The sequence below is a fragment of the Gemmatimonadota bacterium genome, from assembly GCA_040882465.1.
GTDB lineage: Bacteria > Gemmatimonadota > Gemmatimonadetes > Longimicrobiales > Gaopeijiaceae > JBBEBG01.
Genome location: JBBEBG010000028.1, coordinates 45564 through 71264, shown reverse-complemented (window position 1 = coordinate 71264; position 25701 = coordinate 45564). Strand labels below are relative to the sequence as shown.

Sequence of the window (25701 nt, the reverse complement as noted above, 5' to 3'; positions counted from 1 at the left end):
TCAAAACCGGCGGCGCCTCTTTCACGAAGTTTCCCGCGCGTCCCCACCGCCCGGATCACTGGAGCGAAACGAAAGTAATCCGGGCGGCGCCTCTGTCCATAAGGTTTCCCGCACGTCCCCACCGCCCGATTCAGCGGCCGGGCACTTTTTCCCGCGGGCCCGGTGAGATCTACCAGATCCGGCCCAATCATTTTCGCGCGTGGTCCGTTCTGGAGGGCTTCTGGTTGCGGGGCATGGAACGTGCCTCCAACTCCTCCTGCGAGAGAAGCTCGCACGTTCGCGACGACCGACGATGGAGGCGATGGATCCTCCTCGTCGCTCCACGCGCGATGCGTCACGGCGACGCACCGCCTCATGCCGGAGGGGACCATGAAGACTCATTTTGCCTTGTTCGCCTTGCTCGCCCTGATGACCGTCGGTTGTGATGATGACGATCCGACCGGTCCGGGAAACACCGATCCGCTCGAATCTGACGCGACCCTGACGGGCGCCGCCGAACGGCCCGACCCCGTCACCACGGATGCCACAGGCACGGCCACCTTCACGGTCACGAAAGGCTCGACAACCGGGCATGACCCGGATGCGTCAGGCGCGACGACCGTTACCTATTCGGTGTCGGTGACCGGATTGAGCGGGCCGGCGACAATGGCGCACATCCACGGACCAGCGGGAGTGGAAGCTGCTGCCGGCATCATCGTGCCACTCACCGTAACCAACACCGCGGGCACGACCGGCGTCATCATCTCGGGCTCGTTCACCACCACGGGCAACGCGGCGGTGTCGATGGATTCTCTGGTCGTATTGATGCGGAACGGAAACAGCTACGTAAACGTTCACACGGCAGCGAACCCGCCCGGGGAAATCCGCGGCCAGATCGTCGAGGAAGCGTAACGCTGCTGGCCGCCGGCGCACGCACTCCGCGTGCGCCGGCGGCAACGGTAGTCCGGGTGGACGTCACGCCCCCCTCGCCACTTCCGCGAAATAAAAAGCGCGTCGAGCCTCAGGTTCAATCCGCCCTCAATACATCGGCGGGATGACCGATCACTGCGCGCCGCGCGGGGGAAAAGCACGCGATCGCCGCGGCGGCAACACTGATCGAGACGGCCACAATGATCGTTCTCGGATCGGACGGCTCGACAGCGTACAAGAGACCGCCGATAGCCCGGGAAAACGTCAACGCAAGGATGACTCCGAAACCGGCTCCGACGGCTGCCAGGAATACGCCCTCTGCTACGACGCCCAACCATATCCTTCGCGTCGGCGCTCCAAGCGCTATTCGAATTCCTAGCTCGTTTCGCCGCTGGACGACGCCATAGGCTAGCATCCCATGAGTTCCGACAGCGGCGAGGAAAAGTGCTAATCCGGAGAGCACCGCCATGAGCACCAACAAGAAGCGCGGCATGGCGATCGTGGCCGCATAGAGTTCTATGGCCGGCCGCAGCTCTTCGATCGGTTGCAGGGAATCCAATTCGTGAACAATGCTTCGGATGGAGGCCAGCAGCGGCCGTGGATCGCCACCGGTGCGAATCGCCAGAGGCACGTAAGACGGTGCCGTGTTCGGCCCAAGCGGATAGAGAATCTCATAGCTGCCATTCCGGTCATCGGGCCCCATCAACCGCAGGTCACGCGTAACTCCGACGACGGTAAGCCAGGGTCGTTCGGCGCCTATCCGAAAGCTTCGACCGAGCGGGCTGGCCCGTCCCCAGAGTAGACGCGCCATGTCGAGATCAATCATCACGTTGTCGGTTCCCACGTCTTCCTCACGTAGAGGCCGCCCAGCAGCGATCGGAACCTCCAGGACCTCGAAGAAATCCGGTCTAATGTTTGCAAACGGAAGCAGCTGCGGTTGGCTCGGCGCCATGCCGGCTTCTGTCTCGAGCGCAACGCCAAAGTGGAACCCTGACGTCGGTGGTACCCCTCCGTTGACCGACACACCTCGCACCTCGGGCAGTGCCTCGAGCCGTTCTTCAAGTATGCGGAGGAATGCAGCCCTGCTTGTGGACGATGGGTAACTCGATGACGGGAGGTTGAGCCGCAACACCGCAAGGTTTTCAACTCGGAACCCCGGTTCCACGCGCATCAGCTGCACGAAACTGTTGGTGAGCAGGCCCGCGCCGACGAGCAACATCACCGTGAGTGACATTTCAACCACGACCAGGCCCCGCCGCAGCCGGTTCTTTTGACTCGTGGCACTCGCGTAGGTGGTCAGGGCGGCGTGGTTCGCGGGCGAGGAACTTCGTGCAGCGAGCAGAGCGGGGAAGAGCCCGATCACGAACCCCGTCGCGGTGGCAACGAGAAAGGTGAAACCGAGCGTGCGCAGTTCCATCTTGATCTCGAAGGGTGCGAAAAATGTGATCGAGCCGGGGATGATGCCCCGAAACGATGACAGCGCGACGAGAGCAAGAACGACCGCGGCAACGCCGCTCAATAGCCCGAGTATCACGCTTTCAGTGAGGAGCTGTCTGGCCACCCTCCAGCGCGATGCGCCCAGGGCCGCGCGCACAGCCAACTCTCGCGAGCGTGACCAGCCACGAACGAGAAGAAGTGCTGTAGCGTTGATGCCCGCGATCAGCAGAAGAACCGCCACGGCGCCCCCGAGCAACCAAAGGACCCGAGAGTTCTGGGCCCGAGTCGCCGCGCCGAACGGGCGGAGCATGACGGACCAACCCTCCCCTCGGGCTTGCTGTTCGGAAAGAGTGCTTGCGATTGCGTCCGCACGTATCTGGGCCACGGGCAGGGACCCCTCCGCCAGCCGAGCAACGAAGTAAAGCCCCGCGCCGCCTCCACCGGGACCGAGGAAAGAGCCGTCCGACCGGATCGGCATCCAGGCCTCGGTCGTGGAGTACTCAGGGAACTTGAATCCGGCCGGCATCACACCAACGACACGATGTTGTGCTCCTTCCAGTTCGATCACTCGCCCGATCACCTCCGTATCGCCTCCGAGCACGCGGTGCCAGAAGGCATGATCGAGCACGACTACCGGAGGGGCCCCAGGATCCGCATCCTCGGGCGCTAACCCGCGTCCGAGGATCGGGCGCACGCCGAGGACCTCCTCGAACTCGTGCGTCACTGCTTGGACGGACAAGACCTGGGGTTCCGATCCACCCGTAAATAGGACCGCTCCGCGGGCATGGCTGAACGCGCCCTGAAAGACCTCGGACTGCTGATGCCACACCTGCGCGCGATCCCAGGGAATGTACGGTCTCATGTCCCCATTTTGCGTAACCGCGAGTACCTCAACGAGTCGGTCAGGCTCATGGTAGGGCAACGGCCGAAGTAGGAGGGCGTCGGCCACGCCGAACATCGCGGCCATGGCACCCAGCCCCAGCGCCAATGTGAGCACGACAGTGGTCGAGAACAGGGGATTCCTGCGTAGGCCGCGAAGGGCGTACCGAACGTCGCGTGCGTGCTCTTCGACCCAGCGTACGCCACGAGCGTCCCGCGTCGCTTCTCGGACCTGAACTGGACCACCGAGCCGGAGCTGCGCTCGGCGTCGTGCCTCCCGCGGGCTCAGCCCCTGTCGAACGTTCTCTTCGGTGGCCATGTCCACGTGGAACCGCAGCTCTTCGTCGAGATCCCGATCCTCACGGTCACCGAAGAATAAAGCGCGGAGGCGCCCCGCTACTTCCGAAAGCGCTCTCATCCCGTGCCCTCCGAGCTCAACACCCAATTGACGCCCTTCGACGCACGTTCCCAGCTCGCTGCCTCCCGATCGAGCTGTCGCTCCCCGGAAGGGGTTAGCATGTAATAACGGGCCCGTCTGCTGTTCTTTGTCATCCTCCACTCTGATCGAATCCAACCCTTTAGTTTCATTCGCTGGAGAGCTGGGTAAAGCGACCCTTGACTCACCTGGAAGATCTCTCGGCTCATCTGCTCGATACGTTGCGCGAGCCCCCACCCATGCATCGACTCGAGCGAAAGTGCCTTGAGGACCAGCAGCTCCAGGGTGCCCTGAAGCAGCTCGTGCGACTCTCTGGACATTGAGCCAACTCCTTCAGATTATCTGAAGCAACAGAGAGTTATGATTCAACCGTTCCTTCAGGCTGTCAAGAGGAATGGGCCGAAGACAGCGAGGGGCACGCCCCAATGGGGCCGATGGTTTCCGCCCCTCGCTCGGAATGCTCATGGTAACTCGCAGGCCCCTGCGACCGTGTGTGATCCGGCTAACCGTCGCGGAGGTGGCCGAGGCCACGGGCCGCTCGAAGCACGGGGTGTACAGGGCGACGTGTGAAGGGAAGAGGAGCGTGCGCCTACCAGCCCGCAAGCTCGACGATCGCCTTGAGGGGACGGCCAGCGAGCTGTGGGCATGGATCAGGGATCATCGTACGCTGCTGGGAACCAGTGCGGCCTTCAGTGGCTCGGGAGAACGACAAGAAGACAGTGCGCGGGCTCAAATCTGAAGGTACTCTTGGGTGGACCCTTTCCTCTGCCCGGACATATCTGGAAGCGAAGTGGAACCCGCTACGCACCAGTGGAGACTGAAGGGCGCGGCCTTCTTGGTGGCGATGATGCTCACGCCGCTGGCGCGCCCTTGCTCAATTCACGCCCAAGCGATTGTCGGTCGGGTCGTCGATGGCGTGACCGGTGAAGGCGTGCCCACAGTGTCGGTCGAAGTGCGCGACTCCGACGACGGAATCCTCGGGACAGATGTGTCCGGCGAGGCTGGACTCTTCAGGGTCTTGCTGGCCGTCGGAGGCGGACCCTTCCGACTCGAAACGACCCACATGGCCTACGGGGAGTCCGCAGTCGATTCTCTCTTCGTCGGTGAGAGTGAGGAAGTCATTCTTCCGGCCATCCGACTCGAGCCGGCCCCGATCGCGCTGGATCCAATCGTTGCGCGGGCGCCGCCTCCTCCACGGGTGACCAGGGGACAGGAGTGGATCCGGCGACATCAACTTGAAGGGAAAGGGGCGTTTTTCGCGGGCGCGATACTCGAAGTTTTGAATCCACCATCTCTTACCGAGTACATTGCTGCACAGACGGGCCTCTCACTCAGCATTGGCTCCCGGGGGCAAAAGGGTCTGTGGCACCCCGACTCTCGAAACGGGGAAGACTGCATCGTCGTGCGCCTGAACCGCTGGCCCCTCACTTACCCGATTGACGAGATTCCGATCGCAGGTGTGGCTGGAATCGAGGTCTACAAGGACGCGATCGACGTCCCGCTCGGATATGCTTGGGACCATGGGAAATGCGGGCTCGTGAACATCTGGTTGTGGAATTCTTGGAGATGAGCGCGAGGCACTTCCGGGAGAGAGCGGAGGGAGTCCGAAGACAAGGCTCGCCACCCTCGCCCGACCCACAGCGTTCCTACGAAGGCCGCACCGCGAAGCGGGGGTGCGTCTGCACCAGTTGGTCACGGGCGACGAGAAGGGCATGGTCTGCCGCGGAAAAGTCGGCTCCTACACCGTACCGAACACCGCTGGCGAACTTCGTTCCCCTGATCGGATGCATTCCCACGGCTTCCTCCAGACGCCGACCGAACTCGTCGGCCCAGCCCGACGGGACCGCGACAACGAACTCGTCCCCCCCGATCCGCCAGAGATTGCGGGACTGAATGTCCCACTCGCTCGCGATCACGCTCAACGCCTTCGCGACCTCGCCGATCAGTCGATCCCCTGCCTCGTGCCCGAGCGTGTCGTTCGTGCGCTTGAGTCCCACGATGTCCACGGCGAGGACTTCGGTGTCCGGATCCCCATCGACACGGGGGCGTGCTTCGTTCCAAGCCCTCCGATTGAACAGTCCCGTGTCGTCGTCGCGGTAGACCTCGTCCAGGAGGACGCGTTGGTCGGACCCTAATGGGGAGTCCGCCACCCGGGCCGGGGTATAGTCGGTCGGTGCCCAGTTGGCGCGTGTGATCCTCGATTTGCGCATGGCGGCGTCGCCCGGCGGCCGTGCTCGGGTTTCAGCGCTCCGGCCATTCCCGTTCGGCTTAGCCGGACGCCCATTCAGGGGGGGCAAAGACTTATCCATGCGGACCTCACTATCGATAAGCGATGGGTATATAGAGTGATGCGGCTCCGTGGGCGGAGTGTTGTAGCATGCGCGAAACATATGTGTACTCGACGGTCGGAGCCCATCGCTCATTGGGATTAAAGACGGAACTAATCCCAAAGTACCAGGGCCTTCCGCCCGATCGCCCGCAAGTGCTGCTTCCGGCGGTGGCGCCAGTCGCCGCCCTCGTCCGGGGCCTACCTCCGATACACGACCCGTCCCTCGAAAACGGTGAGATCCACCCGTGTGTCGGAAATCCGCTCGGGCGGCACCCGAAAGAGGTTGGTGTCCAGGACGACGAGGTCTGCGATCTTGCCCACCGTGATGGTGCCGGTTTCACCCTCCATGTCGCCCGCGATCGCGCCGTTCAGAGTGTAGGCCCGGATCATGCTTTCCAGGTCCACCCGCTCCTCGGGGATCCAGGCCGCGCCGGTATCCTGGTCCGGGTTCCGGCGTGTCACGGCGACTTCGATCGCCCGGAGCGGGTCCATCGAGGTCACCGACCAGTCGCTTCCCGCGGCGACGACGGCCCCCGTCTCGAATACGCTTCGGGCGGGATAGAGCCAACGCGATCGCTCGGGACCCAGGCGCGGCACCGTGAGGTCGGTGATGTAGCTGTCCTCGTAGAACCAGAGCGGCTGGAAGCTGGCAACTACGCCGAGCTCCGCGAAGCGCGGGATGTCTTCAGGGTCGAAAAGCTGGATGTGGGCCAGGATGTGACGGGGCCCCGCGCCTCCATCCCTGGCGTGCTGCGCCTCGAAGGCATCGAGCGCAGTGCGAATGGCCCGGTCCCCGATCGCATGCACATGGACCTTGAAGCCCGCGTCGTCCAGCGCCATCACGAGTGCCGTGAGCGTGTCCGGCGGGACGCTTAACTCGCCCCTCCACGCGGGGCGGTCGGTGTAGGGTTCGAGCAGGGCCGCCGTGCCTCCCTCGATCACGCCGTCGAGAAAGATCTTGGCCGCCACGGGACGGACGAGACGGCCTATGGTGCGGTCGCGAAGGGCTTCGAGCTCGGGTATCTGGGTGACCCCCCGGTTCGGGTCCACCCTGAGCGCGATCACGGCGCGGGCCGTGAGCCACCCTTCCCCTTCCGCCGCCGCGTAGGCACGTACGAAGGCCTCCCCGGCACTCGCCTCATGCACCGTGGTGATCCCGAGCGAAGCCGCGCGGGCGAGGCCACGCTCTAAGCCTGCCTGCACTTCGGCGTCGGACGGTTCCTCCAGAAGGCGGCCCACCAGCTCCATCGCGCTCTCGCGCAGCGTCCCCTGCGGCTCGCCGCCGGGGGTGCGCACGATGACTCCGTCGGGCGGCGGATCGGTGGACTCGGCTGTGACGCCGGCCAGCGCCAGCGCCGCCGAGTTCACCCAGGCGGTATGGGCATCCGAGGAGGTGAGGTACGCGGGCCGATCGGGCACGAGGCTGTCCAGCAGCATTCGGGGCGGCGCACCGTCGGGAAAGATCGGAAGCTGAAATCCCCCGCCGCGAACCCATTCCGCCTCCGGATCCCGCGCCGCGCACGCCGAAACGAGGCGGACGATGTCGGCCCGGGATTCCGCGGGGTTCAGATCGCACTGGCCGAGCTCGATTCCCCCGGACACCGGATGGACGTGGGTGTCGTGGAATCCCGGAAGTAACATTCGGCCCTCGAGCGCGATCACCTCGGTTTCGGGGCCGATAAGTGCTCTTGCCCCTCCCGCATCACCCACATAAGCGATACGGCCGTCGCGGACGGCGACAGCCTCCGCCCGGGGCCGTTCGGGGTCTACGGTGTAAACGAGCCCATCGAGAAAGACCAGGTCCGCGGGCACCGCAGCCTCGCCGGCACAGCCCGCGAGGGCCAACGCGGCCAATAGGGCCAAGCGGGGTCCCGGGGCTCGCATCAGCTCTCTTTCAAAGCCTCCACGTCGATCTCGAAGAGCCGCGACGCGGTCCGCCACGCGATGTTCTCGAAGGTCTCTCCCTCGAACTCGAGCGAATTGAGGAACTTCACGTACGGCCCCATCTCGACGAGCGGCCAGTCACTTCCGTACATGAGCTGGCGTCCGGGATCGCCCATATACGCGATCATGTCCTTCACGCGCGCGACCAGGTGACGCTCGAAGGCATAGTCGAAGTCTCCGAGAACGAGCCCGGAGATGTCGGCAAAAACATTGTCGTTTTTATAAAGCACCTCGGCGGTGTCCTGGAACCAGGGATTTCCGAGGTGGCAGATGACAAATCGGACATCGGGATAGTCCACCGCCACGTCATCCACGAGGAGGGGATGAGCCATTCGAACCTTCGCGTTCGCCGCGTAGGTGTCGCCGCAGTGGATCATGACTGGCACATTGTGCTTGGCGGCGATGCGGAAAACCGTCTCCAGCGAGGGATCGTTGATCGGGTACTTGTCGTAACCGGGGTAGAGCTTGATGCCCTTGACCAGCCCATCCCGGATCCGCTCTTCCATGTGGAAGAGGTCCGTCCGCGTGTCGCCGCGCCACCGGAGTCCTTCGATCACCGTCGTCCTCGGATCTTCGGCGAGGATCTCCAGGACGTGCTCGACGCTCGGCCGCTCCACGTCCACCTTGTAAGAGGTGAGCACGATGGCGTGATCGACACCATGTTGGGCCATAGCGTCGAAGAGGCGTTGGACGTTGGCCTCCGTTGGCCGGGGAGCTTCGCCTTCAGCTGTGTGGTAGTTGTTGAGATGCACGTGACAGTCAATGAGCATGGTGTTCGAATCCTCCCCGATTCACTGGATTGAGAGCCATGACCAAGAGTAGGGAATCGAAAGGGTCGAAGGCCAGCCTACCCCTGAAAGACTTCGAGAGGAAGATCCGCGTTCGCGGGTTGGCCCTCGAGGACTACCCGGAGCTGGTCGCCCTGCAGGAGCGCTGCTTTCCGGGAATGACACCCTGGGCGAAGGACCAGCTCGAAAGCCAACTCGATATCTTTCCGGAAGGGCAACTCTGCCTCGAGTACGACGGCCGACTCGTCGCCTCTTCGACTTCGCTCATCGTGGATTACGATCGCGACCACGAGTGGCACGACTGGAAGCGCGTTTCCGACGGCGGATACATCCGCAACCACACGCCGGGCGGCGACACGCTGTACGGGATCGAGATCATGGTGGATCCCGAGTTCCGGGGGATGCACCTGGCGCGCCGTCTCTACGACGCTCGCAAGGCCCTCAGCCGCGAGCTCAACCTCGCGCGCATCGTCATCGGAGGCCGCATCCCCGGATTCGGAAGTCAGCCGGAGGGGATGTCTGCACGTGAATACGTGGAGAAGGTGATCGAACGAGGGCTCTACGATCCGGTTCTCACGACGCAGGTGGCGAACGGGTTCGTGCTTCGGGAGCTCATTCCGGATTATTTCCCGTCCGATACCGCTTCGCGGGGATACGCGACACACCTCGAGTGGACCAATCTGGACCATATTCGCGACCCGAAGCAGCGTTGGTACCGGGTCTCACAGGTTCGGCTCTGCGCCGTTCAGTATCGGATGCGGCCCATCGACTCATGGGAGGAGCTCGAAGCGCAGTGCTCGTTCTTCGTGGACGCGGCGGCCAACAGCAAGGCCGATTTCGTGTTATTCCCCGAGCTCATCACGAACCAGCTCAGCGGGCTCGAACCGCGGCGCACTCCTGCCGAGACCGTCCGCGCCCTGGCGAAGCTCACGCCCCGCTACCTCGACTTCTTCTCCGGCGCCGCGATCAAATACAATGTGAACATCATCGGGGGATCTCAGTTCACGATCGTGGACGACCGCCTCTTCAACGTCGCTTTTCTCTTTCGCCGGGACGGCACGATCGAGCAGCAGCCCCGAATTCACGTCACGCCGGAGGAGCGGAGGTGGTGGGGAATCGAGCCCGGCACGGGACTAAGCGTCTTTCCGACGGATCGGGGCCGCATCGCCATCCTCCCCTCTTATGACGTCCTGTTTCCCGAGCTGGCCCGGATCGTCGCCGGAGACGGCGCCCAGATCCTCTTCGTACCCTTCTCCGAGGAAGACCGGGCCGGCTATCTTCGGGTCCGGTACTGCTGTCAGGCAAGGGCCGTCGAGAACGATGTCTACGTCGTGGCCTCCGGCACGACCGGGAACCTTCCCTTCGTGGCACATGGGGACACCCATTACGCGCAGTCGGGGATCTTCACTCCCCTCGACCATGCGTTCGCCCGCGACGGAGTGGCCGGCGAATCCACCCCGAATGTCGAGACGCTCGTGATCGCGGACGCCGACCTCGAACTGCTGCGAAGACATCGCTACGAAGGCACCGTCCAACCCTGGCGAGACCGCCGCACCGAGCTCTATCGCGTGGCCTGGCGCCCGCGCCCCGACGAGCCCGAAGAGCGGATCTGAGCCGAGGGCGGGAACCCTACTCGCCTGGACCATCGCATCCGCGCCGCCTGGAATTCCTCCCTTGGGTCCCGTATCGTGGTGGCTCACGTTCGTCACGTCTGAGTCCCTGACACGGGACCTGAATTGCGGAGATACGTCATGAAGCGGCATTTCTGGATCGTCCTGGCGATGCTCGTGCTTGTTCCGGTTCTCGGGCGCGCCCCCCTCGGTGCGCAGGACTTCCATGCGAACATCGAGATGACCGGGGTCAGTCTTCCCACTCCGATGAACGGGGCGATTTATACCGACGGACCTCGGACTCGGCTCGAGGTCGACTTCCAGGGCATGCCCATCGTCCTTCTCCTCGATTCCGAGAGCGGAAGCCAGACCATGATCATGACCGCCCAGCGCTCCTACATTCAGATGCCCGCCGGCATGGCCCCCGTGACCGCGCCGCCGGCCAGGGAGGTGGACGCGGAGAATCCCTGCGCCGACGAAGACATCACCGAATGTGTTTCCCTCGGGTCCGAGGTAGTGAACGGCTACGACGCGCGGGGATGGCAGTTCGTGTCGGAGGGGCAACCCGTGACGGCGTGGATCTCGACGGAGCTCGACTTTCCTGTACGCATCGAGACCAACGACGTCACCGTGAACTTTTCCGAGCTTTCGCTCGATCCGGTCGATGCGGCGCTCTTCCAGATTCCCGAGGGATTCCAGCCGATGCAGGGGCTTCCGTTCGGCGGCTGACCCGCGGCCCGTCCCTCCTGGCCACCGTCGGCTGATTCACGGCGGTCCCAGGCCTTAAGCGCCGCCGCCGCCGCCTGCCAGCGTCCGCATGCTCGAAACGCTTCAGCGGGACTCTGTGCGCTACTTCTGGGAGCTGGCGAATCCCGAGAATGGACTCGTGCCCGACAGCTCTCGTGTGGGAGCTCCCTCGAGTATTGCCGCGACTGGCTTCGGTCTCGCCTCTCTGGTGGTAGCGGCGGACAGGGATTGGATCTCGCGCGGCGCCGTCGCCGAGCGGATCCTTGCCACCCTTCGCACCTTTTGGAATGGGCCGAGTGGGGAAGGGTCGGCCGCGATCGGGGAGCGAGGCTTCTTCTATCACTTTCTGGATATGAAGACCGGGCATCGGGCGAGGCGATGCGAAGTCTCGACGATCGACACGACCTTCCTCCTCGCGGGAGGGCTCATCGCGGCGGCCTACTTCGACGGCTCGGATCCAGTCGAGGCCGAGATCCGGGAGCTCGGCCACGCCCTTTACCGCCGAACGGATTGGCTCTGGGCATTGGCTGGGGGAAACACGGTATCCCACGGATGGAGGCCGGAGACGGGCTTCCTGAAGGCCCGCTGGCAGGGATACAACGAGGCGCTCCTTCTCCAGGTTCTCGCGCTGGGTTCGCCGACGCATCCGATCCCCGAATCGAGCTACAGGGCCTGGACTGAGACCTACCGGTGGCGCAAGGTCTACGAATGGGAGGTCCTCTACTCGGGGCCGCTCTTCACACACCAGTTCTCTCACGCCTGGATCGACTTTCGCGGCATCTCCGACTCATACCTGCGCGAGAGGGGAAGCGACTACTTCGAGAACAGCCGCCGAGCCACCCTGATCCAACAGCGCTATGCCATGCGAAATCCCCTGGGATTCGCGGGGTATGGAGAGCACATGTGGGGGCTTTCCTCCGGCGGCGGACCCGGGCCCTCCGTGCGATTCGCGGCCGGACGGCCTCGGCGCTTCTGGGACTACCGGGCGCGCGGAGTGCCCTGGGGCCCGGACGACGGGACCCTGATGCCCGGGGCGGTGGCGGCCTCCCTCCCCTTCGCCCCGGAACTCGTCCTTCGTACACTGGAAGCCATAGAGGAACGAGTTCCGGGGGCGCGAGGCGACTTCGGATATCGGTGCGGATTCAACCCCACCTTCGCGCCCGAGGGGTGGGCATACGCCCACTCCTTTGGGATCCATCAGGGACCCGTCGTTCTGATGGTCGAGAACTTCCAGACGGGGCTGATCTGGAATCTCACTCGCCGCTGCGCCCCCGTCGAAGAAGGGTTGCGGCGAGCAGGGTTCCGTGGCGGGGTTTCCGATCGCGCTCGTCCTTGCGTGGGTCTACGAGGTCAGCGCGTCGGGAATTGAACGGACGCGATCCGTGGAGGGTGGGGTCGGACACACATGGAAGATTATCGGGCTCCTGTTCGGCGTGGGGATGGCGGGGATCGGGGCATGGCTGCTCCTCTCCTGACCGTCTCGGGGCTTACCGATCCGGGTCGGGTGCGGCCTGAAAACCAGGATGCGTTCGCGGCGACCGATCTCTCCAAGGAATCCGCTGGAGCGCGGTCCATCGAAGGCCCGGACCCGCGGACGGGTGTGGGAGGGGGAACGCTCACTTTTTTCCCCACCTCCAAGGGGATCCTCCTCCTCGTTGCCGACGGACTCGGGGGCACGCCGGGCGGCGCCACGGCCAGCCGGCTCGCGGTCTCCGCGACGACGGAAGCGATGCAACGCACGACGGTGGGTGGGCCGCCGAACGCGGACGACGCCGCGCGAAGGCTCGGCGAAGCCGTGGTGGAAGCGGGGCGGCGGGTCCGGACCGCTGGGGAGGCCTCACCCGATCTTCGGGGGATGGGTACGACGATCACGGCAGCCCTCGTGCTCGAAGGACTCGTCCTCGTCGCGCAGGTGGGGGACTCTCGCGGCTACCTTCTCCGGGACGGAAATCTCGTCCAGCTCACCCGCGATCAGTCGGTGGTCCAGGAGCTGATCGAAGCGGGGGCGATCACCCGAGCGGAGGCGCGCACCAACCCCCAGCGGAACCTCATCCTTCAGGCGTTGGGCTCGGCACCGGAACTCGAAGTGGCGTTCTCCCGATCGGAGCTCCAGCCTGGCGATCGGCTCCTCCTCTGTTCGGACGGGCTCTGGGGCCTCGTCGAGAGTGAGAAGATCGCGGAAATTCTCCGGGTTGCCGCGAGCCCAGCGGAGTCGTGCCAGGCGCTCGTGTCCCGTGCGAACGCGCGGGGGGGGACCGACAACATTACGGCGCTCGTCGCTCGAGTGGATTGAGCGGCCCGTCCGCGTCCCATGAGCGCCGCGGAATGCGTCCGCGCCTTTCTTGTGCTGCCGCTCGGCCTCTCGCTAAGCCCGCAGCGCCAATTCCGGCGGGACCACCTCGATGCCGAGCGCCATGCCGACGGCGGGGTAGGTCAGCTTCCCGGCGTGGGTGTTCAGGCCGGCAAGCAGGTGTGGATCCTCCTCGCAGGCCCGGCGCCACCCCTTGTCGGCAAGCGCGAGCATGAAGGGCAGGGTGGCGTTTCCGAGCGCGATGGTGGAGGTGCGTGCCACCGCCCCGGGCATGTTGGCCACGCAGTAGTGCATGATGCCGTCCACCTCGTAGATCGGATCAATGTGGGTCGTCGGCCGTGAGGTCTCGAAGCAGCCGCCCTGGTCGATCGCCACATCCACGATGGCGGCGCCCGGCTTCATGCTGGCGAGCTGTGCGCGGCTGACGAGCTTCGGCGCGGCCCCGCCCGGGATCAGCACCGCGCCGATCGCCATGTCGGCCTCGGCGACCGCTTTTTCGGTGCTGTGCTTGGAGGCGTAGAGGGTCTTGAACTGCCCGCCGAAGACGTCGTCGAGGGTGCGCAGGCGGGCCAGCGACAGGTCCAGTACCACGACGTCCGCGCCCATCCCCGCCGCCACCCGTGCGGCATGGGTGCCGACCACGCCGCCGCCGATCACGGCCACCTTCGCCGGAGGCACGCCCGGCACCCCTCCCATCAGCACGCCGCGTCCGCCGTTTGCCTTCTGCAGCGTCCAGGCGCCGACCTGCGGCGCCAACTTACCGGCGACCTCGGACATCGGCGCCAGCAGCGGCAACCCGCCACCACGGTCGGTGACGGTCTCGTAGGCGATGGCGGTGACCCCCGACTCGAGCAGGTCGTGCGTTTGCTCCGGGTCGGGCGCGAGGTGCAGGTAGGTGAAGAGGATCTGTCCCGCGCGCAGGCGGGCGCGCTCGGCCGCCTGCGGCTCCTTCACCTTCACGATCAGCTCGGCGCCGGCGAAGACCTCCTCGGCCGTACCGGCGATCGTCGCGCCAACCGCGAGGTAGTCCCCGTCCGGAAAGCCCGAGCCGGCGCCGGCTCCGGTCTCCATCAAAACCTGGTGCCCGCGCCCGATCGCTTCGCGCGCTGCCGCCGGCGTGATGCCGACGCGGAACTCCCGGACTTTGATCTCCTTGGGACAGCCGATTCGCATCTCTACTCTCCGATTCGTTCATCCGGTGGCGGCCCCAACCATAGCACATCGGAGGGATCGTCGAAGGTGACCGGATCGCCGGTCTTCTGGAGCCCGTGCTCCGGGAGGCGGTCGCGCTCGACGGCCTCTTGGCTTTCCCATGGCCTCGACGTACACATGCCCGGTGGAAGCGATGATCGTCTAATCCCTGAGGCGTCCGTCGAATGAGCGAATCGCCCACGGCCCGGCTCGAACGAAAGTATCGATACACCTCACGCGTTTACGACCTTCTGGATTGGCCGTGGGAGCGCCAATACAGGAGATGGCGGCCCTCCATCGTGGGCGATGTCGAGGGCAGGGCCCTCGAAGTCGGCGTGGGAACCGGGCAGAACCTCTCGCACTATCCTTCCGGGGTGGAGCTCCACGCAGTGGACCTGAGCCGCCCGATGCTCGAGCGGGCTCAGCGACGTGCTTCATCGGCGCGGTGCCGGGCTTCGTTTCATCATGCCGATGCCCTCGACCTGAGCCAATTCTCCGATCGCTCCTTCGATTGGTACATCGCAACTTTTCTCTACTGCGTCCTTCCCGACCAGCTTCAAGCTCGAGCGCTCGCCGAAATGTCCCGTGTCCTCGCTCCGGGCGGACGGTTCAGGCTCGTCGAGATTCTTTACTCGCATCACCGGGGACGTCGGCTCGCCCAGCGCGTCATGGCCCCGTGCGTCAATCTCGTGTATGGCGCACGCTTCGATCGTCGCACGTTGGAGCACCTGGCCGGGGCGCCCGGCATCGAGGTGACCGGCACGCGGTGGCTCAAGGATGACACATACCTCCTGATCGAGGGCAGGCGGACATAGCCTCGCCAGGGAGCGCGCGCACCGTCACCTTCGAAGCGCTGGGATTCGATTCTCGAGCCGGGAGCGGAAGGAAATGCCCTACATCGAAGCGAGCGCCAGGGTGCGGGTCGACGAGGGAGGCGCCCCCGAGACCCCGGGGGAGCTCAATTACGCGCTCACCCGACTCGTGGACGACTACCTCGTCCGGATGGGCGGCGTCCGATACGCACTCTTGAACGAGGTCATCGGCGCGCTGGAGTGCGCGAAGCTCGAACTGTACCGACGGGTGGCCGCGCCATACGAAGAAGGAAAGCGGGAATCCGCCGGCGACGCCTATCGCTCGATCTAGCTCACGTGAGTCGTACGCTCCGCCGCGCGTGCGGGAACGCCCTGTTCCCGCCTACGGGTTCAGCCAGTAGTTCACCTTGATCATGAAGGTGTTCTCGGGCTGGATCTTGAAGAGCCTCCCCGAATCCCGGCCGAGGTCCAGTTCACCGTAGGTGCCCTCCGGATGCCCGGTGCTCGTCAGGCGCTCTGAGCGCCCGTGCTGCCACACGAGATAGAGGGTGCTCCCGGGCCGCCACTCCCAGCGGAGGACGGCGTTTCCGATCAACGAACGGAAATTGAAGTCCCGGTCGCTCACGAAAAAGGTCGTCTCTCCGTCGCCGGCTGGGTCGATCAGGTATCGTCCGTCCTCTCCGCGCGTGATCGTGCCGACGTCCTCCCCGTACTCAAGGAAGTCGAAGGTTCGCGGGGCGGCGAGCTCCTTGAGGGCGAGGTAGTTCCCGCTCGAGACGAAGGGCTGCATGTAGAGCTCGAAGGTGAGCCCGCGCGTGAAGGTCATGTTGACGCGGGCGTCCACGTCGAACGTCGTTTGCTCGATTCCCGCGAAGACGTACCGATTCCCGAAGGTGTTCGTGGCGGCGGCATCTCCGATGGTCGTCACGTACTGGGCGGCCGACAGGCTCTGACTCAGGCTGGCTCCGAGGACCACCTCATAGATGCCCTGGAAGCGCATCGTGAGGCCGACATTTCCGGACTTTCGCCACCCGCCCGCGTCGTCTTCGGAGTAGTTGAAACTTACTCTGGGTTGAACGGTGCTCTGCGGCGGAACGCTGAAGCTCAGATTGCTGGACCACCCCCCGGGCGATTTTGCGAGGGGTCCGCCCCGGGTCAGCCGGTCGTCGAAGGTTTCGAACGACTTGCGGAGTCCGAAGTTGAAGCCGTATTGCGAGAGACGCGTGGCGCCCACGGAGAGTCCCGCATCGTGCGATAGCGTCTCCCCTCCGAAGTTCTGCGTGGCCCCGCCGGACGCCGAGACATTGAAGCTCCGGAAGCGCGCTCCGGTCCTCGGCATCCGATATCCCAGGTCCCACGAAAAATTGACCCGGTCGGCCGCGCTCTGGAACCCGAAGTCGTTGATCTCGAAGCCGGGGCTCGTCGCGTTCAGGGTCACCCCTCCTTGCCAGGCGCCGTTCTGCTTGCCCGCGCTGATCGTCCCATAGTACCCCGTAAGCGAGGTGGCCGTGGGGTCGTAGTCCAGGTGATCGGCATCAATGCGGCGGAAGTACCGCGCCGAGCTCCGCTGCGTGCTCGCGATGACGGCCGTGTCCCCCGTGACCCGGCTTCCCGCGAGCGCGCCGCTGATCGCCCAGGCCCGGTTGGCCCATTCGAGCCGGCCATCCACTCCAAAGGAATACCCCGAGGCATGGAGGTCTTCCTGAAGCGCTTCCGTCCGCAGATTCCGGTTCACGGCCGTGGCGATCACGCCGAAGGAGCGACTCCCCTCGTCCAGGTCGCGCCGTACTCTTGCCGCCATATAGTTCGTGAGAGGTTCCACCTCCGTCTCGGACCGATTTCCATCCGCGTCGACCCAGGGGACGACGGTGCGGTTGCTCACGGCCTCGAGCAGGCCGATGGACCACCCTCCCGTCGGCCGGCCCGTGACCCGGGCGGCCCCGAGAATCGTCGTCGAGTTGGGAATGTCCGCGTATTCGGACTCGTTGGGGACCGACCCCTGGGGAGCCCTTCCGATTCGCCTCGTGTTGATGAGCTGAGAGCCGCCGCCGCCCCCTTCGCCGAATCGGAAGATGTCGGATCCCTCCACGAAGAACTGCCGCCTTTCGTTCACCCGCGTCTCGAACGCGGTGAGATTGATGACGGCCGGGTCCGCCTCGACCTGACCGAAGTCGGGGTTCACGGTGGCGTCGAGCGTGAAGTTCGTGCCGAGCCGGTACTTCAGATCCGCGCCGACGTTGGCGAAGTAGTCCGATCCACTGCGGAAGGGATTGTCGAAGTCCGCCCCCGAACTCCTGGGGATGTCGCGGAATTCAGCGCGCGCCGTTGTATAGGGAAGGATCTCGAGGCCTTTTCCTTGCTGAAGGCCTTCAAGTCCCTCGAGGTGACCGTAACGGGCGACCCCCTGGGGCTCGTTTCGGGGAAGGAAGGCCCAAGACGTATCCTCGCCGTGGCGGCGAATCTTCCGTTCGATCTGGAGCCCCCAGGTCTGCACCGGAGCGTCGGGATACCGGAGCTGGCTGAAGGGGATCGCGATCTCGACGAACCACCCCTCCTCCGTCACCGTGGAGGCCAGGTCGTAGACGGGGTCCCACGAGGTGTCCGCGAAGCCGCCGCCCCCGGCGCCACCGCCTCGCGCACCGACGATGAACTCGTCCCGAATCCAGCCGGCACCGGGCGAAGTCGCTACCCGGAAGGCGGTGCGGTGATCGTGATAACCGTCCAGGTGGACGGCAAGGATGTCGATGTCCGGCACCCCCGCATCCCGGCGAGCCAGCCGGCCGAGGATCTCGCCGTCGTCCCACATCCAGCCGCCGATGTAGAGGAAGTCGTCGTCGTAGAGGAAGCGGACCTCCGTGGACTGGGTGATCGGCGCTCCCTCGTTCGGGACGGACTGGGTGAAGTCCGTGACCGCGGGCGCCGTCATCCAGGCCGCTTCGTCCATCCGACCGTCAATCCTCAACTCTGTTGTCGTCCGGACCGCGCGCGCGGCGGGCGCGATGGCGTGGTCATAGCCCCCCGTGGCGGGTGCGGCCGGTGGCGGTTCACCACTGGGCGGAGCGGTGCCTTCGACGACTTGCGCGCCGAGAGCCGGAGCGGTGCCAAGGGTGAAGAGGATTCCCGACATGAGCAGGAGACGATGGCTCTGACGGCATTGCGGTGTCATTCGGTCGGCCCTGTAGGCAGGTTACCGCGCGAACGCGGTCGCTCCGCTTCGGCGCGGGACGGGCGGTCGCCCCCGCCGGCGCGGAGGGGCGTGTCGGTGGCAAAAGCTAACTTTAGGGGCAGGTGAGTACTAGCGAGACGTGCGCGCCCCCCCTGGCGGGGACGGGGGCTTACGCTCGATTCTGGTGCGAGGCGAAGTGAGCCTTCGATTTACTTCCAGGGCCCAATGACATGCTGATCGACGCCATCCGCTCGCTATTTCGTTCCGAAAGGGTCTCCTCGGAAGGAGATCCGGCCGAGACCCCTCCCGGGTTTGATCCGCTCCACCTTGCGGCATGCGCCCTTCTCCTGGAAGTAGCCTATGCGGATGGGGAATTCTCCGCCGCCGAGCGCGCACATCTCGAAGAGGTGCTGGAGCGGCACTTCTCACTCCCCCTGAAAGCCGGGCGGACTCTACTGGAGCTCGCACAGAAGGAGCGGGAAAACGCCACGGACCAATTCCGGTTCACGTCGCAGTTGAAGCAGGGCTACGATATCGGGCAGAAGATGGTCCTCGCGGAGGTGATGTGGGGCGTCGTGCTCGCCGACGGAGAGATTGCTGAACGCGAGCACTATCTTACCCGAAAAATCTCGAATCTCCTCGGGCTCGAGCCCGGTTATCTCTCGGCCGCAAAGATGGCCGCGGCCCGCAAGAAGATCTGATCCGCCTCCTCGCTTCAGAGGAAATGGACCTCCATTTCCAACCCCGATTCAGAGAACACCATCCGGGTTCGCGCGTCGGTTCCATCTTCCAGCGGGAGCCCCTGGTTGATCTCCACGTCGATGTCCAGCCCTTCGCCGCCGCCTCCTCCTCCCCTTCCCCGAAATGCCAGGAAGTAAACGGCGCCCGCCACGAGAATGAGGATCGCGATGATCGCGACGATGGAAACCGAGCTGTTACTTGATTCGGTCATAACTCACTCCTTCGCTCGAAGGGATGCCGGTGCGGACGCGGAAACTCGAGTCAATTTAGCCCGGCCAGCTCCATGCTCAGCTCGCGCAACTGGCGGCGAGCCTCCAGGTCGTAGGCCTGCGCGTTCGCGCGCCCGACGGTCATCGTGTTGAAGTATTGACCGGCCTCCGCGGACCGGACTGAGTTGACGACGAAATTGGCTCCCTCTTCGGCGCTCATGTTCGCCGTACCGCCACGCTCGCGCACCATGCTCGTGTCGAGGTAGCCGCCCGGGTGAACCGCGTTCGCCGTCACTCCGGTGCCCGCGAGCTCCTCGGCCAGATCGAAGGTCATGAAGACCTGGGCCAGCTTGCTCTGCGCGTAAGCGAAGGATCCCGCGTAAGGCTCGCGCTCGAGCATCACGTTTTCGAAGTCGATGGTGCCTCCTCCTTGTGCCGAGGAGGACACGCTGACGATGCGCGACGGCGCGCCGGCTCTCAGAAGGGGGAGAAGCTCCCGGGTCAGCAGGAAGTGGGACAGGTAGTTCACGGCGAAGCGGAGCTCGTACCCGTCCGCGCTGACCTCGCGCGGCGCGTTGTCCTGTCCACGCCCGATTCCGGCATTATTCACGAGGACATTCAGCCGGTCGTAGTCGCGGAGAACGGTGGCGGCGAGCTCCCGGACCTGGGCGAGGGAGCCGAGATCCGCCTGGATGAAGCGGGCGGTGCCTCCCTTGGCCACGACCTCTTCGACCACCGCCTGGCCGCGCTCGGCGTTTCGTCCGTGCACGATGATATGTGCGCCCGGACCGGCGAGCTGAAGGGCGACTGCACGCCCGAGGCCGTCGGTGGAGCCCGTCACCATGATGATCTCTCGACCCTCCACGGCGCTCGCAGGCACCTGGGCCGTAAGCTCACCGGTTCCCGCCACCAGGCCCGCGAGCAAAGCGGACGCGATGCCGAGCCGGACCATCCGGGCGCGAAGCCGAGTGGAAATGGGGGAGGAGGGCTCCTGCAAAGAACCTCGTCGATTCACCATCGGTTGAGCTCCGGTATAAAGCGGATTGGACGGCATACCCGTGGAAACATCGGCGATGAATAGTAGGTATACACCGCTGCCCCCGCCACGGATGCTTGCCCGACCGGTTGGGGGCCACGCAGATTTAGACTCGACTCGATAGAAACACGCCGTCCTGGGAGCTCAACGATGACCCGTGCATTGTCCATAACGCTGCTTGCTCTCGTTTTCTCCGGGCCCGTAGCCGCGCAGGCGCCCGCCGCCCTCATGATGCGGGTGGACCAGAGCAACAATGCCGCGGACCCGGACGACGTTCCCGAGGTCACCGTCACGTCGCTCGAGAATGGTTTCCAGGTCACCACCGGGCCTGCCGTGACGCTCTGGAGGCCGGAGCAGATGGCCCGCGGGAACTACACGTTGAGCGGCCGCTTCACGCTTCTCGAGCCGAGCAGCCACCGAAACTTCTACGGCCTGATCTTCGGGGGGCGCAATCTCAACAGCGAGAATCAGCGGTATCTCTATTTCATGGTGGCGCAAACCGGTGAGTTCGTGATCATCAATCGGATTGACAACACGAATACGAGCCAGATTCAGACCTACACGGCGCATCCCTCCGTGCAGCGCCCCGACGCCGACGGGCGGTCCGTGAACGAGCTCGCCGTCCGCGTGGGAGCGGAGCAGGTGGAGTTCCTGGTGAACGGCACGGTGGTCCATACCGCGGCGAAGACGGGGGCCCTCGCGGATACCAACGGGATTTGGGGCGTCCGTATCAATCACGTCCTCCCCGGCGTCGCCGTCGAAAATCTGGGCGTGACGACGAACTAACCGTCCCCGGTGACCTCGAGGACCAGCACCTGCGGGACCGGGCGCTGCCGAACCTCGAAAACGCGGTTTCCCCGCGTCCCTAGGATGAGCGGAAGGGAGCGGGTTCGTGCCTCCTCGGCGCCGTCCTCGAGCCGGATGAGACGCGATTCGATCGGGTCTGCCGCGCCGTCGGGACGGCTTCCCTCGACTCGTAGCTCATGCTGGAGCAGTGCGCGCCCGTCACCCCAGGGCACGACGGAGCGGAGGAGGTGCGATCCGTCGCCCTCGGCGTATTGGAGTCCGACGCCCATGTCGTCGGGGCTGTAGGCCAGGACGGGAGTGAAGTCCGCCAGCTCGCGGCTCCAGACCAGCCTCCCTTCGGTGTCGTGGAACTGGATCCGCGACTGGAAGTAGCTGGCCTCGAGGACGCCGCCGGAGACACAAAGAAGCTTGGAGGGGGTCAGCTCTTCGAGGGCGAGCTCCTGGAGCTCCAACACGAGAGTCTCCATCCCCGCGACGTCGGGTGCCGGGGAAAAGGACCGGACGATCGCGCCGTCGCCGCCGATTTCGTGAATGACCTGCCCGTCCTGGAAGTAACTCAGGAAGACGCGCCCTTCCGAGGTACAGAAGCCGGTCTCACCGAAAGCGAATGCCCGGTGCCGGTCCACGAACTCGGCACCGGAGGGCCCAACGGAGAAGCGCGAGATCCACGAGCTCCCCGGATCCCAGACTCGGAGCTCATCGCCGCCGTTCCACGCGATCCCGGTCGGGCTACGAAGCGTGCCCGGGTCCAATCCCTGATCGGCGATGGAGCCCAGAGGGGCGCCCGCCCCGTCGAAGAGGTGGACCGCGACGGCATCTACGTCGAGCACGGCGAACCTTCCGTCCGGCGCGGTCGCTACGTCCCAGATTCCCCCGAAGGTCTCCCACGGCTCGCCACTCTGCGCCCCGATCGCGAAGAGGGTGTCCACCCGGAGGCGTTCGAGCCGCGGCGGGAGGCCGGCGGAGACCCCGGATTCACCGCCGCATGCGGGAAGAATGAGAAGAGCGACCACCACGGGCGCACGAAGAGGCCCGATCCATCCGCCGATCATTCTCCAGGCATTCCCGGAAGAATGATCGCACCGCCACCACCCTGGAGGTGCTGCGCGTGCCCCGAGTTGTTCCGCTCGGTCCGCGTCATCGTCCCGAGCGCCGGACCCCCTTGGTTGAAGATGCTGTGGCGCAGGGCCATGACCATCCAGTCGTAGCGGTCCGCCATCCGGTACGTCGGGTCCACGAACTGGGCGACCGCCTCGTCGAGTGCCGCACGGACGTCCTTCACCGTGGGAGACACGAGGACGTCCGCGAGGACATCCTGAAGCATGTTGAGGTTGTCCAGAATGATCGCGGCCCTCGGGTGTGCCGAGACCAGGAGCGGCGCGATCGGGGGCGCCAGTGGAAGCTCTGTCGGAAACGACTCCGGGGGCTCCCCATAGCTCAGCTTCGAGAAAAATCGTTCGCGAACCGTCTCCAGCCCTTCGAGGCGCTCCTCGCGGGTGTCGAAAATCATGAGAGGCTCGGAAGCGGCGAGCTGGTACCAATGCCCGGCCCAGACGAAGCCCCCGAGGTCGGGGTACCCCGTCCTGAAGGCCCAGGTGTAGGGGTGGTCGTACAGGATGTCCATGTCCTTCGGCTCGGCGGGGAGCGCGACCTCCGGACGGCTCAGATACCGTTCCACCGCCGCGTCCACGGCCTGGGCCCGGTCCGTGACCGCCGGGTTTGCGTAGATTCCGAGAAGCTCGCGATGAAAGGCGTTCGCCCGTTCGATCACTTCCGCTCCTCGTTCTCCGAGAACGCCGTATCCGGCCGCGGCGCTCGCGGCGAGCTCGTCGGCGGTTCCCTCCGAGTCCGCGATGGCGGCGAGCTCGTCGAACATCTCGAACTCGAACTCGAAGGTGGGGATGTCAGTGCCCGTGGCGCGGACCGCCTCCCCTTCGGCGAGGAGCCTTCCGAAGAGCACGCCGTTCGCCCGTTCGAGCCTGACGAGGAGTGAGTACAGGTCCGGGTGTTCCCGCTCGAGGGCCGACACACCGTTGCCCGCCTCCCCGCCGACCTGCGCAACTGCGCAGGCGGGAAGCGCCGAACACGCGGCGGCGAGCAATGCGACGAGGGGGAAGGACCTCAAGCGCGATGTCATCTTGACCTGCCTTCCAGAGGCTCGAGTTGTGCGCTTTTTTCTCATACCCCACGTTGGCCTTGGTGCTTCACGAAGGCAAGCACCGATCCTGCAAGTCTAGATGGGGGCACACGATCCCCCCTCAGGGGTAAGACAAATATACACCTCGACGGTGGCGAGCGGCGTCGCACCCCGTCACCCCGGAGCACCGATTGGACCGGGTGGTAACGGAACGGAGTGGAGAATCGAAATGAGAGTCGGAAGGAAAACGCGGAGCAGGGTCCTCCTCGGCGCGGTGGCGGCCGGAGCCCTTCTTCTGGGGTTTCCCGCGTCGGTTCGGCCGGTGGAAGCCGGGACGCTCTTGCGTCACCTCACGCTGGATAAGACGGTTCCGGCCGCCGATTCGACCGTGTCTGGACCGGTCACGGAGGTACGCCTCACTTTTTCCGAGCCGCCTCTCCTCCGAGGCACCTCGGTGCGAGTCGTTGACTCCGGGCGCTCGCTGATGTCGAGCTCTCCCCCCATGACCTTCGAGCCCGACCCGCGACAGGTCTTCATCACCCTCGATCCGCACCTTCCGCCGGGGGCCTACACTGTCCAGTGGCGTGTCATCGCGCAGGACGGCCATGTGATGCGGGGGAACTTCGGCTTCGAAGTGAAGGCTGAATGACGGAGAGCATTCTCGCTCCCCTACAACAGTGGCTCCTCTTCTCCGGCATCGCCGCTGCGGTGGGTTGTATCGCATGGAGGGGTTTCGTGGCACCGCGTGCCGCGCGGGCGACTGGGGCGGCGGGGGCGCCGGCGTTGCGCGAGGTCGAGAAGAGGGTGGCGACCGTCGGGGCAGCGACCTCGCTCCTCCTGATCGGCGTCTGGATCCTCAAGATGGTGGTCCAGGTGATGGGCTTCCGCGACCCATTCGTACCGCTCTCCGAGGACATCAACTTCCTCGTCCTCGAGACTTTCTGGGGCACCGTTTGGATGGCACAGGGCGCGATCCTGCCCCTTCTCGCGGGTGCGTTCCTGATCGCGCGGCGCGGTCGCGAGGGGAGGCAAGTCGTCGGCGCCGTATCCCCGCAGATCGAAGCGGCACCTCTCGCAGCCTCTCCCGCGTGGTGGTTGGCCGGAGCGCTGGTCCTCTTTCTCGTCGCGACGCTCGCGCTGTCGAGCCATGCGATGGGAGTGGAGTCGGGGCGTCCTCTGATCGTCGCCGCGGACGGGATGCACGCGCTCGCGGCCGGCGGTTGGATCGGGTCTCTCGGGCTCATCCTGGCCGTGGGGCGCCCGGGGGGCGCGCCGCGGATGAGCCATCCCCTTTTCGTCGCTCAGCTCCGGAGCTTTTCCGCGCTGGCGATCGCGAGCGTCTTCACCCTCGTTTCGATGGGACTAGTACTTTCCTGGACACACCTCCATTCTCCGTCGGATCTTTGGACCACCACTTACGGCCGCGTCCTTTCCGCGAAGGTCGGTGCCGCCGGTGTCGTGATGCTCCTGGGATTCTTGAACTGGCGGCGAGGGCTTCCCGGGAGCGATTCGGCGGACGGGGAGGATGTGATGCGTCGCCGGGCCGCGCTGGAAGTGACGGTTGCCATGGGAGTCCTGCTTCTCACGGCGATTCTCACGCATACGGCGAAGCCTTGAGGGTTTATTCGCGCGGGGGGACGACGGTCGGTCCCGGAATCGGAAAGGAGAGCGAGAGATGAGGACGACGGACGCAAGCGAAGGGGATGAAGTGTGGGGAAGGAGGGGAAGCGCCCGCCTGATGGTCATCGCGGCGCTGATGGTCGTCGCCGTCGGCGTCGGACTCTACATGCTGGTGGGGAGGCCATCGGCGCCCACCGGGCCGGTGCCCAGCCCGGAGCTCGCCCAGGGGCGGACGCTTTACGAAGCGAACTGCATGGAGTGCCATGGCACAGGCGCCACGGGGAACGGTCCACTCGCGGCCACCCTCCCCATACAGCCGCCGAGCATCCTCGACCACCTCGCGCACCACACGGAAGAAGTGCTCCTCCGGATGGTCCAGACGGGAATTCCGCCGGCGATGCCGCCCATGGCGCTCGGCGACGACGACGCGCGTCTTCTCTTCGGCTACCTCGAGTCGCTTCTTCCGGCGGGGGTCACGATCGGCTCTATGGGCTCCATGGATATGCCGATGGGAGGGATGCCCATGGATCACTCCACTGATGGAACCCCGTAAGGCGCTCGCCGGGGTTCGATGAAGGCCCGGAAGTCGGCC

At 65.2% G+C, this 25701-nt stretch carries 24 protein-coding genes and 1 pseudogene; 14 read left to right on the top strand and 11 right to left on the bottom strand.

All coding sequences use genetic code 11. The annotated features are described in order from the left end of the window. Positions 1-369 precede the first annotated feature (369 nt). Positions 370-891, top strand: coding sequence for a CHRD domain-containing protein (locus WEG36_10465; GenBank protein ID MEX1258031.1), 522 nt, complete (start codon positions 370-372; stop codon positions 889-891). 115 nt (positions 892-1006) lie between these two features. Here WEG36_10465 and WEG36_10460 read toward each other — a convergent pair. Next, a pseudogene (locus WEG36_10460) lies at positions 1007-3394 on the bottom strand (ADOP family duplicated permease). A 12-nt stretch (positions 3395-3406) separates the two neighbouring features. Here WEG36_10460 and WEG36_10455 point away from each other — a divergent pair. After that, complete coding sequence (locus tag WEG36_10455) at positions 3407-3604, top strand: hypothetical protein (GenBank protein ID MEX1258030.1); 198 nt, start codon at positions 3407-3409, stop codon at positions 3602-3604. 35 nt (positions 3605-3639) lie between these two features. Here the strand turns inward: WEG36_10455 and WEG36_10450 are convergent, their stop codons facing one another. Continuing rightward, positions 3640-3981, bottom strand: coding sequence for a PadR family transcriptional regulator (locus WEG36_10450; protein MEX1258029.1), 342 nt, complete (start codon positions 3979-3981; stop codon positions 3640-3642). Between the two features lie 470 nt (positions 3982-4451). Between WEG36_10450 and WEG36_10445 the strand changes: the two genes are divergently transcribed. Continuing rightward, a complete protein-coding gene (locus WEG36_10445) occupies positions 4452-5231 on the top strand; it encodes a hypothetical protein (GenBank protein ID MEX1258028.1) in 780 nt (259 codons plus the stop codon). A gap of 76 nt (positions 5232-5307) precedes the next feature. On the opposite strand, the gene WEG36_10440 is transcribed toward WEG36_10445, so the two are convergent. The 3 genes from WEG36_10440 to WEG36_10430 form a co-directional block, all read right to left on the bottom strand. Next, positions 5308-5871 carry a diguanylate cyclase gene (locus WEG36_10440; GenBank protein MEX1258027.1) on the bottom strand — a complete coding sequence of 188 codons (564 nt, stop codon included), beginning with the start codon at positions 5869-5871 and terminating at the stop codon, positions 5308-5310. A gap of 317 nt (positions 5872-6188) precedes the next feature. Further along, positions 6189-7874 carry an amidohydrolase gene (locus WEG36_10435; protein MEX1258026.1) on the bottom strand — a complete coding sequence of 562 codons (1686 nt, stop codon included), beginning with the start codon at positions 7872-7874 and terminating at the stop codon, positions 6189-6191. After that, a complete protein-coding gene (locus tag WEG36_10430) occupies positions 7874-8704 on the bottom strand; it encodes an amidohydrolase family protein (protein MEX1258025.1) in 831 nt (276 codons plus the stop codon). The genes WEG36_10435 and WEG36_10430 overlap by 1 nt, the downstream gene beginning before the upstream one ends. Positions 8705-8742: 38 nt before the next feature. Here WEG36_10430 and WEG36_10425 point away from each other — a divergent pair, with 38 nt between their 5' ends. From WEG36_10425 to WEG36_10410, 4 genes are all read left to right on the top strand, one after another. Continuing rightward, entirely contained in the window at positions 8743-10335 is a 1593-nt protein-coding gene (locus tag WEG36_10425; GenBank protein MEX1258024.1) for a GNAT family N-acetyltransferase, read from the top strand. Positions 10336-10473: 138 nt separating this feature from the next. After that, the gene (locus tag WEG36_10420) at positions 10474-11061 is read left to right on the top strand and encodes a hypothetical protein (protein MEX1258023.1); all 588 of its coding nucleotides are present in this window, start codon (positions 10474-10476) and stop codon (positions 11059-11061) included. An 88-nt stretch (positions 11062-11149) separates the two neighbouring features. Beyond that, a complete protein-coding gene (locus WEG36_10415; GenBank protein ID MEX1258022.1) occupies positions 11150-12448 on the top strand; it encodes a glucoamylase family protein in 1299 nt (432 codons plus the stop codon). Positions 12449-12535: 87 nt separating this feature from the next. After that, positions 12536-13372, top strand: a complete 837-nt coding sequence (locus tag WEG36_10410; protein ID MEX1258021.1) for a PP2C family serine/threonine-protein phosphatase — start codon at positions 12536-12538, stop codon at positions 13370-13372. Positions 13373-13444: 72 nt separating this feature from the next. Here the strand turns inward: WEG36_10410 and ald are convergent, their stop codons facing one another. After that, positions 13445-14563, bottom strand: a complete 1119-nt coding sequence (ald, locus tag WEG36_10405) for an alanine dehydrogenase (protein MEX1258020.1) — start codon at positions 14561-14563, stop codon at positions 13445-13447. 203 nt (positions 14564-14766) lie between these two features. Between ald and WEG36_10400 the strand changes: the two genes are divergently transcribed. Next, entirely contained in the window at positions 14767-15396 is a 630-nt protein-coding gene (locus tag WEG36_10400; GenBank protein ID MEX1258019.1) for a class I SAM-dependent methyltransferase, read from the top strand. 73 nt (positions 15397-15469) lie between these two features. Continuing rightward, complete coding sequence (locus WEG36_10395; GenBank protein ID MEX1258018.1) at positions 15470-15724, top strand: hypothetical protein; 255 nt, start codon at positions 15470-15472, stop codon at positions 15722-15724. Between the two features lie 51 nt (positions 15725-15775). On the opposite strand, the gene WEG36_10390 is transcribed toward WEG36_10395, so the two are convergent. Continuing rightward, complete coding sequence (locus WEG36_10390; GenBank protein ID MEX1258017.1) at positions 15776-18559, bottom strand: DUF5916 domain-containing protein; 2784 nt, start codon at positions 18557-18559, stop codon at positions 15776-15778. A gap of 230 nt (positions 18560-18789) precedes the next feature. Between WEG36_10390 and WEG36_10385 the strand changes: the two genes are divergently transcribed. Then, positions 18790-19260, top strand: a complete 471-nt coding sequence (locus WEG36_10385; protein ID MEX1258016.1) for a TerB family tellurite resistance protein — start codon at positions 18790-18792, stop codon at positions 19258-19260. A gap of 14 nt (positions 19261-19274) precedes the next feature. Here WEG36_10385 and WEG36_10380 read toward each other — a convergent pair whose 3' ends face one another. Beyond that, entirely contained in the window at positions 19275-19511 is a 237-nt protein-coding gene (locus tag WEG36_10380; protein MEX1258015.1) for a hypothetical protein, read from the bottom strand. Between the two features lie 50 nt (positions 19512-19561). Then, complete coding sequence (locus WEG36_10375; protein ID MEX1258014.1) at positions 19562-20527, bottom strand: SDR family NAD(P)-dependent oxidoreductase; 966 nt, start codon at positions 20525-20527, stop codon at positions 19562-19564. A gap of 168 nt (positions 20528-20695) precedes the next feature. Here WEG36_10375 and WEG36_10370 point away from each other — a divergent pair, with 168 nt between their 5' ends. Next, the gene (locus tag WEG36_10370) at positions 20696-21331 is read left to right on the top strand and encodes a hypothetical protein (GenBank protein ID MEX1258013.1); all 636 of its coding nucleotides are present in this window, start codon (positions 20696-20698) and stop codon (positions 21329-21331) included. Here the strand turns inward: WEG36_10370 and WEG36_10365 are convergent. Then, positions 21328-22404 (bottom strand): hypothetical protein, encoded by a 1077-nt coding sequence (locus WEG36_10365; protein ID MEX1258012.1) that lies wholly within the window; start codon positions 22402-22404, stop codon positions 21328-21330. The two genes, WEG36_10370 and WEG36_10365, sit on opposite strands and share 4 nt — an antisense overlap. Then, positions 22401-23489 (bottom strand): hypothetical protein, encoded by a 1089-nt coding sequence (locus WEG36_10360; protein MEX1258011.1) that lies wholly within the window; start codon positions 23487-23489, stop codon positions 22401-22403. Before WEG36_10360 ends, WEG36_10365 begins: the two co-directional genes overlap by 4 nt. Before the next feature lie 229 nt (positions 23490-23718). On the opposite strand from WEG36_10360, the gene WEG36_10355 reads away from it, so the two are divergent. The 3 genes from WEG36_10355 to WEG36_10345 are packed head-to-tail and all read left to right on the top strand — an operon-like array spanning position 23719 to position 25662. After that, positions 23719-24138 (top strand): copper resistance CopC family protein, encoded by a 420-nt coding sequence (locus WEG36_10355; GenBank protein MEX1258010.1) that lies wholly within the window; start codon positions 23719-23721, stop codon positions 24136-24138. Continuing rightward, positions 24135-25106 (top strand): CopD family protein, encoded by a 972-nt coding sequence (locus tag WEG36_10350; GenBank protein MEX1258009.1) that lies wholly within the window; start codon positions 24135-24137, stop codon positions 25104-25106. The genes WEG36_10355 and WEG36_10350 overlap by 4 nt, the downstream gene beginning before the upstream one ends. A gap of 58 nt (positions 25107-25164) precedes the next feature. After that, entirely contained in the window at positions 25165-25662 is a 498-nt protein-coding gene (locus WEG36_10345) for a cytochrome c (protein ID MEX1258008.1), read from the top strand. Positions 25663-25701: the final 39 nt, after the last annotated feature.